The 16,198-nt window shown below is 50.5% G+C and carries 13 protein-coding genes; 9 read left to right on the top strand and 4 right to left on the bottom strand.

All coding sequences use genetic code 11. The annotated features are described in order from the left end of the window. Window positions 1-81: 81 nt before the first annotated feature. Both ABV298_RS03085 and ABV298_RS03080 read left to right on the top strand, forming a co-directional pair. A complete protein-coding gene (locus ABV298_RS03085) occupies window positions 82-1,491 on the top strand; it encodes a hypothetical protein (protein ID WP_353720732.1) in 1,410 nt (469 codons plus the stop codon). 11 nt (window positions 1,492-1,502) lie between these two features. Then, window positions 1,503-1,850 (top strand): DUF488 family protein, encoded by a 348-nt coding sequence (locus ABV298_RS03080; RefSeq protein WP_353720731.1) that lies wholly within the window; start codon window positions 1,503-1,505, stop codon window positions 1,848-1,850. Between the two features lie 11 nt (window positions 1,851-1,861). Here the strand turns inward: ABV298_RS03080 and ABV298_RS03075 are convergent, their stop codons facing one another. Beyond that, window positions 1,862-3,493 (bottom strand): alpha-amylase family glycosyl hydrolase, encoded by a 1,632-nt coding sequence (locus ABV298_RS03075; protein WP_353720730.1) that lies wholly within the window; start codon window positions 3,491-3,493, stop codon window positions 1,862-1,864. Window positions 3,494-3,637: 144 nt separating this feature from the next. On the opposite strand from ABV298_RS03075, the gene ABV298_RS03070 reads away from it, so the two are divergent. The 3 genes from ABV298_RS03070 (at window position 3,638) to ABV298_RS03060 (ending at window position 6,102) form a co-directional block, all read left to right on the top strand. Then, a complete protein-coding gene (locus ABV298_RS03070) occupies window positions 3,638-3,829 on the top strand; it encodes a hypothetical protein (RefSeq protein ID WP_353720729.1) in 192 nt (63 codons plus the stop codon). A 380-nt stretch (window positions 3,830-4,209) separates the two neighbouring features. Continuing rightward, window positions 4,210-4,626 carry a hypothetical protein gene (locus tag ABV298_RS03065; RefSeq protein WP_353720728.1) on the top strand — a complete coding sequence of 139 codons (417 nt, stop codon included), beginning with the start codon at window positions 4,210-4,212 and terminating at the stop codon, window positions 4,624-4,626. A gap of 675 nt (window positions 4,627-5,301) precedes the next feature. Beyond that, window positions 5,302-6,102: an SGNH/GDSL hydrolase family protein gene (locus ABV298_RS03060; protein WP_353720727.1), complete on the top strand. Its 801-nt coding sequence runs from the start codon at window positions 5,302-5,304 to the stop codon at window positions 6,100-6,102. A 9-nt stretch (window positions 6,103-6,111) separates the two neighbouring features. Here ABV298_RS03060 and ABV298_RS03055 read toward each other — a convergent pair whose 3' ends face one another. Continuing rightward, window positions 6,112-6,669, bottom strand: coding sequence for a DUF4468 domain-containing protein (locus ABV298_RS03055; protein ID WP_353720726.1), 558 nt, complete (start codon window positions 6,667-6,669; stop codon window positions 6,112-6,114). A gap of 136 nt (window positions 6,670-6,805) precedes the next feature. On the opposite strand from ABV298_RS03055, the gene ABV298_RS03050 reads away from it, so the two are divergent. The 4 genes from ABV298_RS03050 to purL all read left to right on the top strand — a co-directional run bounded on the left by ABV298_RS03050 (window position 6,806) and on the right by purL (window position 12,543). Then, complete coding sequence (locus ABV298_RS03050; protein ID WP_353720725.1) at window positions 6,806-7,159, top strand: DUF6152 family protein; 354 nt, start codon at window positions 6,806-6,808, stop codon at window positions 7,157-7,159. Between the two features lie 2 nt (window positions 7,160-7,161). Continuing rightward, the gene (locus ABV298_RS03045; RefSeq protein WP_353720724.1) at window positions 7,162-7,647 is read left to right on the top strand and encodes a DUF6644 family protein; all 486 of its coding nucleotides are present in this window, start codon (window positions 7,162-7,164) and stop codon (window positions 7,645-7,647) included. 84 nt (window positions 7,648-7,731) lie between these two features. Beyond that, entirely contained in the window at window positions 7,732-8,736 is a 1,005-nt protein-coding gene (locus ABV298_RS03040) for an acyltransferase family protein (protein ID WP_353720723.1), read from the top strand. A gap of 141 nt (window positions 8,737-8,877) precedes the next feature. After that, window positions 8,878-12,543, top strand: coding sequence for a phosphoribosylformylglycinamidine synthase (gene purL, locus ABV298_RS03035; protein ID WP_353720722.1), 3,666 nt, complete (start codon window positions 8,878-8,880; stop codon window positions 12,541-12,543). 285 nt (window positions 12,544-12,828) lie between these two features. Here the strand turns inward: purL and ABV298_RS03030 are convergent, their stop codons facing one another. Together ABV298_RS03030 and ABV298_RS03025 are read right to left on the bottom strand one after the other, a co-directional pair. Beyond that, window positions 12,829-14,190 (bottom strand): sialate O-acetylesterase, encoded by a 1,362-nt coding sequence (locus tag ABV298_RS03030; RefSeq protein WP_353720721.1) that lies wholly within the window; start codon window positions 14,188-14,190, stop codon window positions 12,829-12,831. 280 nt (window positions 14,191-14,470) lie between these two features. After that, on the bottom strand, window positions 14,471-15,910 hold the full coding sequence (locus ABV298_RS03025; protein ID WP_353720720.1) for a hypothetical protein: 1,440 nt from the start codon (window positions 15,908-15,910) through the stop codon (window positions 14,471-14,473). Between the last annotated feature and the right edge of the window lie 288 nt (window positions 15,911-16,198).

The raw sequence follows: 16,198 nt of genomic DNA, 5'->3' as shown, positions 1-16,198 counted from the left end.
ATATCCTTGGCGTGAAATATTAGTTTTTATGCGAATCCGACCGGCTTATTTTGTACCCGATCAAATCACTCAAAATTAGCCATGAAAATCAGAAGAAAAATTGAACCACGCATGATGAAAGTTACTGAAAGCGACACGAAAAAGCAGTTTTCCCGCGTAATGCTTACTGGATGTTTGTTGTTGGCGGGCGTAGGGGGCTGTAACGAGCACGGCGATGCGGTAAATCCGGATGGCAACGGAGGCATAACGGGAGTCGGGATACCGAATGGGACTGCGGTTGCCAGTACAATCGGCGCCGCGGGAGGTACAATTTCATCCGCCGACAACCTGGTAACGCTCACGATACCGGCCGGTGCGTTGTCCAAAGACACCGAAATCAGCATTCAATCCATTACCAACGAAGCCCCTAACGGTCTTGGACAGGCTTATCGCTTTTCTCCCGACGGAACAACCTTTGCCCGGCCTGCTTCGCTGACGTTCCGTTACGATCCCCGCACTGTTTCCGCGAACAATCCCGACGCTTTCAGGGTAGCCACGCAAGGCGCCGACCGCCGCTGGTACCGGACGGCGAAAGTCGCCGTGGACACCGCCTCGCATACGATCACCGCAGCAATGCCACATTTTAGCGATTGGAGCGCCTATCAGCTGGCGGTGATGAAGGATACCGAGTTGAAGGGGGCCGACTATGTGGAGTTGGGCGCTTCGACGGATCTAAGTCTGGGAATCTACAATGAGCTCATTGTATTTGAATCGAAGGAGGCCGGTGAGGATCTGGAAGTCGAGGACGTTCAGTGGGAGGTCGCTGGCGGAGCGGTTAATGGGAGCGTCAAGGCAAGTGGTAAAAAGGATGAAACCTTGCTGGCCGAATTTTATAGCGCCGTTTATCGTGCGCCGGGCAAAAATCCGGCCAGCAACCCGGTGACGGTCGTGGCGAATGTAAAGTTCAAAGGTAAGCAAGGTAAATTTCAGGTAATTAAACAGATCCTGGTCGGCAAGGATTATTACCGCGGCACATTTGCGGGAGCTCCTTTTGACATGGAACACTTGTATTTTACGCATCAGGGCGGCAGTTTGATTATCAGCGGGTATAACGAAAATCCGGACCAATCGATGCACCTTCTGATCGGCGAGACGGATACCTTAGCGCCCAATCGCATTTACCGTTACACCGAAAGCGTCAATACCGGCGCCTGGGGCGAATTCACCCGGACTTACGCCGGTAACGAGGGCGGCTGGATTTCTGCACATGCCGATTGCCCCAGGGGAATCAGGGTATCGCCGGACGGTGTTACCATTACGCAGATCAGCCTGGTCAATGGAATTGAATATGTGCAGGGGCATTTCGCCGGCACTTACTACAATCGCACGGCGGCTTGTCCCGTGGGCCTGCGCAGTGCGCCCATCGAAGGGGAATTCAGAATAAGAAATTCACGCGACGGCGGGCGTAAACCGGCCGACTTTGCTAAATTTAAGGGAAATAGACACCCTTAAATGACAAAGCAATGCAAATCGAAATCAAACGCATTTACGAACCCGCAGCGGCCACCGACGGCCACCGAATACTGGTGGACCGCCTGTGGCCGCGCGGGCTTACCAAGGAGGCGGCGGCTATCGACCGCTGGATGAAAGAAGTGGCGCCTTCCAACGAGCTGCGCACCTGGTTCCACGCCAATATGGAGGAATGGGACGAGTTTACGAAGCGTTACAAGGCCGAATTGAAAGGCTCGGAAGCGTTGGAGGAATTGCGCTCGCTGGCCGCGGAAAAGAAGGTGGTTACCCTGCTTTTCGCTGCCAAAACCGAAGACCGCAACCATGCGTTGGTCCTTAAACAAATGCTCCGAAAGGCCTGACGACGCCCGACTCAACGTTCCAATCTCACGATTAACCCTTCATCCCCGCTCAGCAGCAGGTTGTTGTCGACCCGCAAACCGATCCGCTCGGTTTCGGTGCTGATGATGATCTCCCCCTCGAAAGTTTCATTTTTTGACCTGAGATAACCCGGCCGGTGGCTGAGATTTAGTACCACCAGGAAGCGGTCGGTGTCGTTTTCGCGGATATAGGCGATCAACTGCTTATCCGAAAATACCGGCGTGTATTTACCAGTTTGAAATGCCGGATGCCTTTTTCGCAAAGTGATCAGGCTCCGATAAAACGCCAGCATCGAATCCGGGTCTTCTTTTTGCACCTCCACATTCACCTTGCGGAAACTGTACGGCAGGCGCAGCCATGGCTTGCTGGCGGAAAAACCGGCGTTTTCATCCGCACTCCATTGCATGGGGGTTCGGGCAGGGTCGCGGCTCACATTGCGGTCGGGCATGTTGAGCCCCTGCGGGTCCACGATCTCATCCTGCGGAATGGGCACATCGCGCATACCGATTTCATCGCCGTAATATATAGTAGGCGTTCCCCGGAGCGTCAGCAAGAGCATTGCCGCTACCCGTGCCTGCGACCGTCCTACACGGCTGGCGACGCGCGGCTGGTCGTGATTGCCGAGCACCCAGTTCGGCCAGCCGTCGTCCGGGAGGGCACCTTCGTACTCGTCGATGGCCCGGGCGATTTGCTCCGCGTCCCAGGGAAGCGTGAGCAGCTGGAAATTGAACGGCAAATGCGCACCTGACCGGTCGGCGCCATAGTACGTCACCAGCTTGTGGATCGGCAGGTAAATCTCGCCGATCAAAACACGGTCTTCGTACTGATTGGTTACCTGACGCATCATCCGCACGATTTCGTGCACTTCCGGCTGGTCGGTGGAGTACACAGGGTCGTGGTATTGGTAAATCAGGTCCTTTTCGTCAAACGGGGAATCGGGAACTGTGGGGTTGTTGCGCAATTGCGCATCCTTGATCATATGCCACATTACGTCCACCCGGAACCCGTCGACGCCCTTCCGGAGCCAGAAATGCATGACGTCCATCATGGCCTGTTGTACTTCGGGATTACGCCAATTCAGGTCGGGTTGTTGTTTCAGGAAGGCGTGGTAGTAGTATTGCTGCGTCGCATCGTCCCATTCCCAGGCGTGGCCACCGAAAACGCTGAGCCAGTTGTTGGGCAATGCGCCGTTTTCACCCCCATCGTGCCAGATATACCAATCGCGTTTCGGGTTGTCGCGGGACGAGCGCGATTCGAGAAACCAGGGATGCTGGTCGGACGTGTGGTTGGGTACAAGGTCGAGAATGAGCTTCATTCCCCGTCCGTGCACCTGATCCAGCAACTGATCGAAATCGTCCATGGTCCCGAAAAGCGGATGAATGCCCTGGTAGTCGGAGATGTCGTACCCGAAGTCGGCCATAGGCGAAGGGTAAATGGGTGATAACCATATACAATCTATCCCCAGCCATTGCAGATAATCGAGTCGTTGCATAATGCCTCTGAGGTCGCCTATCCCGTCGCCGCTGGCGTCCTGGAAAGAACGGGGGTAGATCTGGTAAATGATTCCGGTTTGCCACCAGAGATAACGGATGTCTGTCGGATTTGTGCCCGTGAGTGTTTCCATTGATTTTCATAATTGCTGGTGCCAGGCCGGGCCAAAAAAATCACACCAAGTGTGGAATATCTTTTTTATAGGAATTATTTGATAAAAAACATGGAAAATCGAAGCAGATTAATTATATTTCAGTAAACCAAAATACCCAGAACCATGATGCCATTCATAAAACTAACCGGCGAATTCGACGAAAGTCTGAATGTAAGTGTGGAGAAAATCCTTTACTATATGGGGTATAGCCACGGTTGTACGATCTGGCTTGCGACCAGCGTTTCCCTTCGCGTAAAAGAATGCGAGGAGGACATCAAGAGACTTATCGAAGAAGCATATATGCAGGTTGCATAGGCCGGCGCCCCGCATGGTGACATGCAACGGACCTTGTGTCCTAAATTTTGGATCGCTGACGGGACTATTCGTCCTGTCGGCGATTTTTTTATGCCGTCGACTGGCAAATGTGGTTGTGTGGTTTATGTATAAATAGTACTTTTTAAATAAATAGAAATGTCGATTTGAAGATTTTTGGGTCGCCGAAGTAAGAATTTTTAAATTTGTAAACTATTGATAGACAACACATGTTTAAGTTTTTGGATCGAAGGGCGTTCTTTCGGCGGCTTTTGTGAGAATTGAATTAATATTGGTATTATACCGCTGTCTTACTCGCAATGCCGGAAGCTCCGACCTCCGGAGAAATTGTCCCGACGGGACATTCAGTAAAATTCAACACCATGAAACAAGTACAAAAAAGCAAAAGAAAGTATGCACCGACAGGGTTTCGTGCATTTCTCGGTCAGTTTTTCGTTGACCGCACCGCAACAAAAGAAGAAAGATATCTGGAAAATCGCTACTCGGTTTTATATACATTAAACGGTCAGTATCAGCATATTGGCTGCCCGACACAGGAAGAGGCGCAACTGATCCAAAGTCTGATGCTTACCGATGGAAGCCGTGTGCCGGTGGGCATTTATGATTCGAAAACCGACTCTTTCGAGTGGGAAATTGTGGGCGAGTACCTTGCGGCAAAAGGTTCGGAAGAGAGCCAGCAGAAACATAAGGAGCGCATTTTGAATATCGCGCGCGCATTGCGCCGCCGCGATGCGAGCTGGCACCCCGAATATTTGCAACGTCCAAGCTTCTTTGCCTGAACGTTAACGGTTTAGGGTGACGTCGCCGGCAAAAACAAGAGGCCGCCTCCATACGGAGCGGCCTCGATAGTAAATGTCATGCAATTCTTACCAAGTCAGGGTAATAGCAACATTTGGAAGAATTGAGTCAAGCCACAAAAGAAGCTGAGTAAGGGAAATACCGATTCCTACCATGATTTTGATGAGGTTAGTGTTTTTTTGCCTACTCGTTTTTAGTGGTTTTCGGCTGTCCCACATCTTGCAAGATGCTGTAATATTAGTGCGACACTTCATTAAAAGCAAGTTCGATTCAATAGTTAGCCGCGATTATGCCGGCCGTCTTTCGAACCGGGTTCCATCCTCAGCGGATTTGAACAGTAAATAAAGTTCTACGCTCTTTTTAATATATAATATATTGAATATCAATTTTTTGAATGAAATAATGTAAACCTTTGGTTTTTTCGTATTTATACGACATTGTTTCGAATATGTGTAGAATTTGTGTAGAAAAAATTAAATGGCCGGGAATTAAATTCGACCATATAGTTGGAAACAAACCACAAAGCGGAAAGCGGGCGCCAGGAACTGTTTTACGAAAGTATTTTGCGATTTGCAGCCCCGGCTAGGTTCGGTTAACTTTCAGGAAATTTTAAAATCCTGAAATCCCGATGAAAAAAACTGTTCCTCTTCTTCGTATTGCTCGTCATCGCAGGCGCTTCCAAGCCCCGGAAGGTCGTTTGGCTCGCTATTGGCGATTCCATCACTTACCTGAACGACCATAAGAACGAGACAGGCAACCGGGTGACAAAGGGATACTTAACGCTGATCGCGGAGAAATTTCCGCAGGTTACTTATATCAATCAGGGGCACAATGGCTGGACGTCGGTGAATATCGCCGATAAAATCGAGTCGCTGGGGCTTGTAAAGGCCGATGTGTACACAATTTTCCTCGGCACCAACGACTGGTGGCAGGGAAAACCCCTGGGAACGGTTGGCGATTATGAAGGGGCGAAAGGCAGCGGTACCGTTTACGGCGCGTTCCGTGTCATTACCGACAAACTGAAACAGCTCAACAAAAAAGCGAAAATCATTCTGATCACGCCTATGCAGCGCGGGGATTTCGTGTACATCAATAGTTATAAGAATAACGCGTTCGGTTCCTACAAGCCGAAGAACGGCCAGACATTGGAGCAGTTTGCCAATGCGGTGGTGGAAATCGGGAAGAAAGAGAAAATACCCGTGGTGGACTTATATCATGACAGCGGCATTAATCTGGATAATATGGTGCGTTTCAAACGCCTGAAAGACCCTCAAACCGGCACTTACAAGGATTACAGGTATCCTGAATACGTGGATGTGCCCTTCAATCCGGAAACCGACGAATATCCGTACCCGGAAGAGTCCGTTGATATGACTTACGATGGCTTGCATCCGTCCGACAAAGGATACGGGGTAATCGCTGAAATGCTGGTCGAAAAATGGAAGGGGCTCGAATAACTGGCCCGGTTACTCGGTCTTCGGCCTGGTAATGTAATTTTTCAGATCGGCCAGCAGGTTGTATAGTGATGTATTGATACCGTCGTTATCCGCCTTCGCCATTTGCAGGGCGAGTTCGGCGTCCTTGCGTTTCTTGCGGCTGCTCTCGGTCTTGACGATTTGCTCTTTGGCAGTGATTTCATCATTTTCCCTGGCATTCAGCCGGACGGGAGAATGCTCCGCCGAAACGCCGTCCAGGGTGGTAATGCGTGCGTCGTACCGGCCATCGTCGTATTGAATGCCCAGATCGAAACGGACGTACTGGTAGTTCGAATGAATCACAGGTATGTAGCTGGTAATGAGAATTATGCCCGCTTGTGTGTCGTCGCTGGTGATTGCATTTTCGGCATTGCCGAATTTTTTGTCGACCCATTCCCTGATTTTCCGATGAAGCTCGGTTTTGCCGAGTTGAGGCTGTCCCGAATCGGTGTAACTGATGTTGTTTTTGGCGTCGAGCGGCAGACGGCCGTCCTGCGCGAAAGTGTGGGTAGCTGCGGAAAGCAGTGCAAAAAGGACCAGATGTTTCAAGGTAGAAAATTGAGTTTGGTGACCGGGCAAATATAGCGGAAAAGAATTTCGCGGAGCAGGCACCGGTATCGTTATTGGTTTGGTTTTTTAAGAACATGGATTTGGTTACCTTTAACTGCACTAAACTCAACATGTTATGGCAAAGTTTAAAAACATTTCGCTTGCATTGGCGCTGCTGGCCTGCGTCTCGTTCACTTTCCTGCATCATGGCTGGGCCGACTACGACCAGACCAAACCGACCGATTTTAAAGCCAAAATCGAAGATCTTACCTACGAAAATCCCCATGTGCTTGCCAAGGTGAAGTACAAAAAGGAATTGACGACCGTTTACCTCGCGCCCGTAACGCGTATGGAATCGCGCGGGCTGAATGCGGATATGATCAAAAAAGGCACCACGATCCGTTTTGTGGCTTATCCGCACAAAACCGAGAAGAATGAAATGCGTGCAGAGCGCATTTTTGTAGGAAATGATAAATACGAACTTCGCTAGGCGTGCAGTGGTACCATCAGTGGCTTTTATGGCTCGATAAATCGGCTTGGGCTGTCGGTATCAGGCAATCGCTGTGGCTGTACCCCGCGCTTGAAATTGTCCATATTCTCGGAATAGTGCTCCTGGTAGGCGCAGCCTTTCTTTTCGACCTGCGCCTGCTGGGTTTTTCGCGCAATCTGCCCGTTACGGTGCTCTCGAATTATTTGCTGCCCTGGTCGCAACGGGGGCTGATATTGATTGTCCCTTCGGGCGTTTTGCTGTTTATCACCAATGCACAGGCGCTCGGTGTGGACCCGGTGTTCTGGACGAAGGTAGGGTTGATATGGATCGCCGCGGTGAATGTATTCGTGTTTCACCGGTTGGTTTATGAGCCTTTCAAACTGCGTGGCGGAGTAGAAGAGCTGCCTGCCTTAGCCCGCATTTGTGGCGGTGTTTCGATTGTCGTTTGGGTGGCGGTGGTGGCTTGCGGGCGGTTGCTGGCTTATTAGCCGTTCGTTCATTCCCGCTGGGCGACTGATAATTAGGTCGTTTTGTTGTGCGGGCTATGCGGCAGCTTTGAGGAAAAAGCACACATGGCCCCCGACGTTAAACCCCCGCACCAAGAACGGGATGTCCGCATCGATATGCTGAAAGGCTTTGGCATAATATGCGTCGTAGTTACACATGTCGCTATTTACGAGCAGCATTTCAGTAGCCTTTGGGTAAAAACGATCTACTCGTTTCATATGCCGCTGTTTTTCTTCCTGTCGGGCTACCTTTCCGTGATCCGGCAAAATTACAGCCATTTTTTTATCGAGAAGTTTGGTCAGTTGCTGATCCCGTACGCGGTCTATTTTGCAGGGATTTTCGTAGTGAACAAGCTTGTGGGGCGCGACGACTGCGGTTGGCAATGTTTGTTGCTGGGAGGGCGGTACGCCTATAATTATCTGGGTGTATTCTGGTTCGTGCCGGTGTTGTTTCTGACCCAACAAGTCGGCAATTTTTTACTGTTCCGCTTTTCAGTCCCGGTCAACATGCTCATTATTGTGGGGATGCTGTGCGTCAGTTTCCTCAATGACCAATATTTCGACATGTTCAAGTTCCCACACAATGTAAACGTGGTGTTGGCTGCCGTGCCATTCTACTTTTGCGGCTTTCTAGTGAGGCACCATAAAATGGTGGTCAAGATAGGGGGCGCTTTAATCGCCGCAGCATGCGGGGCTGGGCTGGTTATTGCCGGTTATCCCAATTATTATGATATGAAAAATGCCTTTTACGGAATCCCGTTCGTCACTTTCGGGAGTGCGTTGGCAAGTGTGGCGGTGTTGGTCTATGTTTTTTCGAACCTTCCCCGCTGGGGCCTGCTTGTTGATATTGGAAAGGCCTCATTGGTGATTATGTACCTGCATCAGGGCATACAGATTTTTATATTCGACCATTTTACGGAGTCGATCGCCTTGCGGTTGGTCGTGGCAACGTTCGTTCCGCTTTCGGTTTATTATTTAAGCCTGCGGTGGTCTGTGACCCGTGCGTTGTTATTGGGGTCGGGTAGGGACCTGGCCGGATTGAGAAGTTATTTGATGGTTATGTTGCGGTGATATCCGGGTGATCGCCTGAAAAAATGCCCGCCAAGGAACAATGCACATTCTTTCCGTTGTTGTTCGGGTAGGTCACCAATTTTCATTCTTCCTATGGCCTTCGGCGATTTTTATCGTACCTTTGCGCCTTAATTGGACATCATGATTTACTTCTTCACAGGCGGGGACGAAACCGTCTTTGCACTACAAACCGAGCGAACGCTCACTGCCTCCGATACTTCCAAATTGAGCTGGCTTTTCGGCGGCGCAGAACTCCGGAAGGAGACCGTTCTCACAGACTGTTTCGTCGGGCCACGTGCTGCCATGATCACGCCGTGGAGCACCAATGCCGTCGAAATTACCCAAAATATGGGATTGGAAGGCATTGTACGCATCGAGGAATTTAAAAAGGTAAGTGCTGATTTCACGGATTTCGATCCGATGCTCTCGCAGAAATACAGCGAGCTGAACCAGGACATTTACACCATTAATATCAAACCTGAACCCATTCGGGAAATCGACGATATTGCTGCCTATAACAAGCAGGAAGGCCTTGCATTAAGCGACGAGGAGGTGGATTACCTCAACAACCTCGCCGGAAAACTTGGCCGAAAGCTCACCGACTCCGAGGTATTCGGCTTTTCGCAGGTCAACTCAGAGCATTGCCGTCACAAGATCTTCAATGGGGTATTCGTGATCGACGGCCAGGAGCAACCGGTATCGCTGTTCAAACTGATCCGTAAGACTTCGGAAACGAATCCGAACTCGATCGTTTCGGCATATAAAGACAATGTTGCGTTCCTGAAAGGTCCGGTAGTGCAGCAGTTCGCGCCGAAGCGCCCGGATGTGCCGGAATATTACGAAATCAAGGATTTTGAATCCGTACTTTCCCTGAAAGCGGAGACTCACAACTTCCCGACCACGGTAGAACCATTCAACGGCGCGGCGACGGGCTCCGGCGGTGAAATCCGCGACCGCCTCGCAGGCGGGCAAGGCGCGATCCCGCTCGCGGGTACGGCCGTGTACATGACGGCGCTCTCGCGCCTGGAAGAAAACAGGCCGTGGGAAAAAGGGGTGGAGGAACGCCAATGGCTGTACCAGACGCCGATGGATATCCTGATCAAAGCATCCAACGGCGCCACCGATTTCGGTAACAAATTCGGTCAGCCGTTGATCGTCGGCTCGGTGCTGACTTTCGAGCATGAGGAAGCCGGCCGCAAGCTGGGTTACGATAAGGTAATTATGCAGGCAGGTGGTATCGGTTACGGAAAAGCCGACCAGGCAAAAAAACATACGCCGGCCACCGGCGACAAAGTAGTGGTGATGGGCGGCGAGAACTACCGGATCGGGATGGGCGGTGCTGCCGTTTCATCCGCGGATACGGGCGCATTTGGTTCAGGTATTGAATTGAATGCGATCCAGCGCTCCAATCCTGAAATGCAAAAACGTGTGGCTAATGCCGTGCGCGGCATGGTAGAAAGCGATAATAATACGATTGTCTCCATCCATGACCACGGAGCCGGCGGACATTTGAACTGTTTGTCGGAGCTCGTGGAAGAAACAGGAGGCAAGATCGACCTCGACAAGCTGCCGGTGGGTGATCCGACGCTTTCCGCAAAGGAAATCATCGGCAACGAATCCCAGGAAAGAATGGGGCTCGTGATCAGCCAGGATAACATCGATTTCCTTCAGCGTATCGCCGACCGCGAACGCGCGCCGATGTATACGGTAGGAGAAGTGACCGGCGACCATCGCTTCACATTCGAATCGTCGACCACCGGTGCCAAGCCTATGGACCTTGCGATGGACGAAATGTTCGGCAGCTCGCCGAAGACATATATGCACGACAAAACTGTGGTGCGTACTTACCAGCCGGTTCAATACGACATTACGAGGCTACACGAGTATCTCGAACAAATGCTGCAACTCGAAGCGGTTGCCTCGAAAGACTGGCTGACCAACAAGGTCGACCGCTGTGTGGGCGGCCATGTGGCGAAGCAGCAATGCGCGGGCCCGCTGCAATTGCCTTTAAATAACGTCGGCGTAATGGCTCTCGATTTTCAAGGGAAGGACGGCATCGCGACTTCCATCGGCCATGCACCGCTTTCGGCGTTGATCGATCCGGCAGCAGGCAGCCGCAACGCGGTAGCCGAAGCGCTTTCCAACATCGTTTGGGCACCGCTGAAAGACGGTCTGGCGACGGTATCGCTTTCGGCCAACTGGATGTGGGCTTGTAAGAACGAAGGCGAGGACGCGCGTTTGTACAAAGCCGTACAGGCCTGCTCCGACTTCGCGATCAGCCTCGGCATCAATATCCCGACAGGAAAAGATTCCCTGTCGATGAAGCAGAAATACAAAAATGACGAGGTAATAGCCCCGGGCACCGTGATCATTTCGGCAGGCGCTCATTGCGACGACATTACCGCAGTGGTAGAGCCGGTTCTGCGTAAATCGGGTGGTGCTATTTATTATATCAACCTTTCGGGTGATCGCTTCAAACTGGGTGGGTCGTCATTCGCGCAAATCCTGAACAAAATCGGCTCCGAAACGCCTGATATTCAGGATGCTGAAAAGTTCAAGGTTGCATTCAATGCGATCCAGCAGCTCATTAAAGCAGGTAAAATCCATGCTGGTCACGACATCGGTAGCGGCGGGCTGATCACGACCTTGCTCGAAATGTGCTTCGCGGACCGCGACCTGGGCGCTTCCATCGATTTGTCGGCACTCGGCGATCAGGACATTATCGAGAAACTGTTTTCCGAAAACATCGGTATCGTATTCCAGGCCGACGAACCCGCCGAGGCCATACTGGCCGAAAATGGCATCGTTTTCCAAAAGATCGGGACTGTAAATCTCGCCGCTACGCTGACCGTGAAAGACGCCACAGGCAAATGGGACTTCGATATCGACCGTCTGCGCGACGTCTGGTTCAAAACATCGTATCTGCTGGATCAGAAACAAACCGGCAACGGCCTCGCGAAAGAGCGTTTCGACAATTACAAACATCATGTGTTGCGCTACAAATTCCCGGCGCAATTCGACGGTAAAAAACCGGTAATCGACGCCTCGAAGCCGCGCCCTAAAGCCGCGGTGCTCCGCGAAAAAGGCAGCAACTCCGAACGCGAGCTTGCCAACGCCATGTACCTTGCCGGTTTCGATGTGAAGGATGTCCACATGACGGACCTCATTTCCGGCCGTGAAACTTTGGAAGATATTCAATTTATCGGCGCTGTGGGCGGTTTCTCCAACTCCGATGTGCTTGGCTCCGCCAAGGGCTGGGCAGGGGCATTTTTGTACAACGAAAAGGCCAAAATCGCGCTCGAGAACTTCTTCAAACGCGAAGACACGCTTTCTGTCGGCATCTGTAATGGTTGCCAGCTCTTTATCGAACTCGGCCTGATCAACCCTGATCACGAAAACAAGCCTAAAATGCTGCATAACGCGAGTGGCAAGCACGAAAGCATTTTCACTTCGATGACTGTTCAGCCTAACAACTCGGTAATGCTCTCGTCGCTTGCGGGCAGCACGCTGGGCGTATGGGTATCACACGGGGAGGGCCGGTTCCAGTTGCCATTGGCCGAGGACCAGTATCATATTGTTTCCAAATACGGCTACGAAACCTACCCGGCCAACCCTAATGGCTCGGATTACAATACTGCCATTCTCTGTGACAACACCGGCCGGCATTTGGTGACGATGCCGCATATCGAACGTTCGCTATTCCAATGGCACTGGGCGCATTATCCGGAGGGCCGGAAAGATGAAGTCTCGCCATGGATGGAAGCGTTTGTGAATGCCAGGAAGTGGATCGAGGAGCGGAATAAGTAATTTTAAGGAGGAAGGGAAGAAGGGGGATGGAGAAGGTTCTCTGCTAACAGAACCCGTCGCAATATCGTCGCGACGGGTTTTTTGTTTTCCTAATCATGAATGTGTACAAGTTTTTTGATCGTATAGCTTTCATTGACCTTTAACCTGCAAAATAAAATATCACTTTGGCTCTCCGGTAGTTCTTTGACCTCGTATTGCCATTTGCCTTTTGCATGCGGATTGTTGACAACCGTTTTCAGGACCGTGCCTTGATTATTTACCACTTCCAATTTGACATAGCTATTATCATCGGCAACATCGAATGTAACGGTGAAGCTTTTTTGTGAAGGGGTTGGGGTAGGCGTTTAATTCGAAGCCTGGCTGCTCGCTTTCCTTCGCATCGGAAATATTCATTCCTTTCCGTTGGTTACTATATTGTCCTACACTTATCGTAGGAGAAACATGCCAGTTTCCGATAGCATCTTTCATGTAACATCTAATACCGAACAACCAATTTTTGTCAGTGGTAAATACGCTCGTCGTTCCTCCTGCAACACCTGGGTTATTAATGTGTGAAGGATTCCAATGATACTGCACACCTCCGGAAGGAGCGGTAAGCGTTCGCCAATCGTTATTCTTGGAATACATAAGTAGCGGGACGTAACTGGCGGCAACGGGATTGCTGAGAGCACCAATGGTCGCAGCCCATTTGCCAGCGAGCCAAGTAAGGCCTTTAATTTGTCCCGTGCCTTCATAAAAATGGGTGCTGTCTTTACGATATTCGTCGCCACCATCGCTTACAGTTGTAGCTCCCGCACTTCCACTCACATAGTCTGTCTCTGCGCCTGGAAGAACCGTGGAGCCAGTTGGCGTATTGCCTTGTCCTGTTCTAATCGTCGCGTTGATGGGCCCAAACTTGCTGATAGTTGCTTTGCAAATGTACCACGTGAGGTTAGGCGCCGCAAAATCAGATCGGGATTTGGCAATCACCGCTTGCAGTTTTGCCTGATAGTCGGCGGCACTGCTTGCTTTGTAAACCGGGTCTACATTTGCGTCTGCATCGGCTTCCCCCTGATGCCAGAGCACGGCCCGAACACCATACAGCGATCCGTAGTAATTCAAAGCGGTTTTCAGCGCCGTGTATGGCTGGCCGTAATAGTCCTTTGGAATCACAGAGCCTCCATTGTGACCCAAACAAACTTGTGCTCCGGTGTAGGGATGTTTTGCTTCGACGCCATCGGCGCCCTGCTTCCATTCGGTTACACTTGATCCTCCCGTAGCCGCGTTGAAGAATGCCACCGGCATTCCTCCATTAGCGTCGGAAATTAGCTTGCCGAGAACTCCGTAAGCCCATATACTATTTCCTGTCGGCCCCAAAGGGCCATGCCGCTTCGCATCATCAGCAGTGTTCAGCGGAAACATGTTGGTGAACGATTCGGGTAGTTTTTTAGTACAAGTTTTGTCTTCGGACGCTCCTACGACCCATTCAGGTATACCCGAGCCTGCAGGTAGCTTATATTGCTCATCTTTAACACCTTGGGCGTTGGACTGTTCGGCGATGATAAATACGTCGCCTACGCCAAATTTGTTAGCGGTATAAACAACACCGTTCACGAGGATTTCACACAAGTACCAACCCTTACTTATCACTGGCAGCGCATAAAACATGCCGTTGGGTGCGAGGCTAAGATTGGTTGCAGGGCCGGGTACCCCCCGGAACACCGGTCGCGCTTACCGGACGGAACCTGTAACTGACCGTAACCGTAAGGTCGCCGTAAATAAGTTGACCTGCGACAGTTACAGTGTTAAGGGTGTTACGTTGGATTACACTGTTATTAACCGGATAAGACAGCGATACTATTTGCGCATCGCAAGTACGAGAGATGAAGCAGGTGAATACGCATATCCACATGAAAAGTGTTTTCATTTCTATGTTGGTTGATGAATGTTATTTTTCAAATTCTGTCTTTTTGACGAATTCGGCAATATCTATCAAAGGGATCTTAGCGTTATAATGCTTATTAATCGCCTTGATAACCTCATTGGTAATAATGGCCTGTCCGAACGGCGTGGGATAGATGCCGTCCGACGAAAAAAAGTTACCGTAAGCGGTTCCATCCACTTCAATACCGTCATCTGTTCTGTATCCTCCCTGGTGAATGCGCTGGTAGAGGTCGAAGAGATCTACCACGGCGAGGTCCTTTTCCGCCGCATATTCCCTAATTTTACCGTTGTATGGGCGGGGATCGGAACTAAAAGTTTCCCCTTCGTCTATCACTTCTACATCTTGGAAATTGACCCGAAATTCCCCGCCACGACTGAAATTTTCGAAAAGGTGATGCAATTTGGCGGACGGGATCATGGAACTGGGTCGTGAGACATCCAAAAGCTGATCTGCATTGCCATTGCGATTAAAACTAATATAAATACCCCATCCTCTTTTTGCCAGCTCCTGGCTCGAATACCAGTCCATGTACGGTAGATCCTGGTAGCGGGGAACTGTAAATATCACCCCTTTTTGACCTTTGTTTAATACGCCGTTGAGGGCATAGTCGGTGATTTTTCCCGAAAGTTGAATGGAGCCATTAAAAGCTATATCATACATCCCTATTTGCCCTGTCAATCTAATTCCAGTCATCCAACGATCGAAAAACTCATCTAGAATGACAAAATTGTAAGGCACATCTTCCCTGATTTTCTGAAATGCCTGGGATGGATATCTGGGCAGGTACCTTTTGAACCATGGGATCATGGTCTTATTCAATTCGCAGTTCTCACATGCGTCGTCATGTATCAGCCATTCTGCTCTACCATCAGGCATTGCGTAATTAGAAATCTTCCCGAGATACTCCGGCATGGTCGGCGGATCTCCCGGCAAAGCCGAAATGGTATTGTTCACCACCCGGTCCCACTGCGGATACCCGCTTTCCGTATTACGATATACGTAATAGCCAGTGCCATTGTAATGCTCCTTATCAAAAAGCGGCATCTCGAAATTCTTAATCCCCATCTGATGCGCCAGCAAATTGGTATAGTTGGTTTGCTGACTTTCCCGGGTAATGCCGCCATTCATCACACCTGCGGTTAAGCCACCACCGAATGCGACCATTTCCATTTCCTGTCCGGGTTTCAGGATACGCCCAAAATCGGCGAGCGGGATTGGCGTAGACAGCCAATCCTCTATTTTGAGCTTCGGCTGCCGTTCGATATTGTCATGGATCATCTCCGGATAATGCCCCATCGGATGAATGCGCATAAAAGGTCCGTTGGTTCGCGCCGAATCTTCGGCGGTGGCTATCTCGAACGGTTTTCCGGGGACAGGATCGGGCCAGCCGCTGCTGGGCTGGTTACACGCAGTTATGGTAAGCAGAAACAACATTTTCTTCATCGCTAGTTTGTTTAAAGTGAAACATGCAAAAAGGACTGAATAAGATTTGTGGAAAACCGGCGCGTGACAACGACGGCGGCAGCTAAAACAAGTTAGCGCTTCCCGTTTCGAAAGGGACAAGTCCTAGAAGATGATGTTGAGTCCTGACTGGTAGAATTAATGGCCCGTCAAGTACGATGCAATGAAAGGTAATTTGGATTTGAAAGGCAAGCGAATGTAGTAGGAGAATGTACAGGCGGTCGACCAATGATCAAACGGTTACAAGATGCTGGTTTTCTGTTGGGTTTT

The organism is Dyadobacter sp. 676, assembly GCF_040448675.1.
Classification (GTDB): domain Bacteria; phylum Bacteroidota; class Bacteroidia; order Cytophagales; family Spirosomataceae; genus Dyadobacter.
This window is presented reverse-complemented; position numbering and strand designations above follow the sequence as displayed.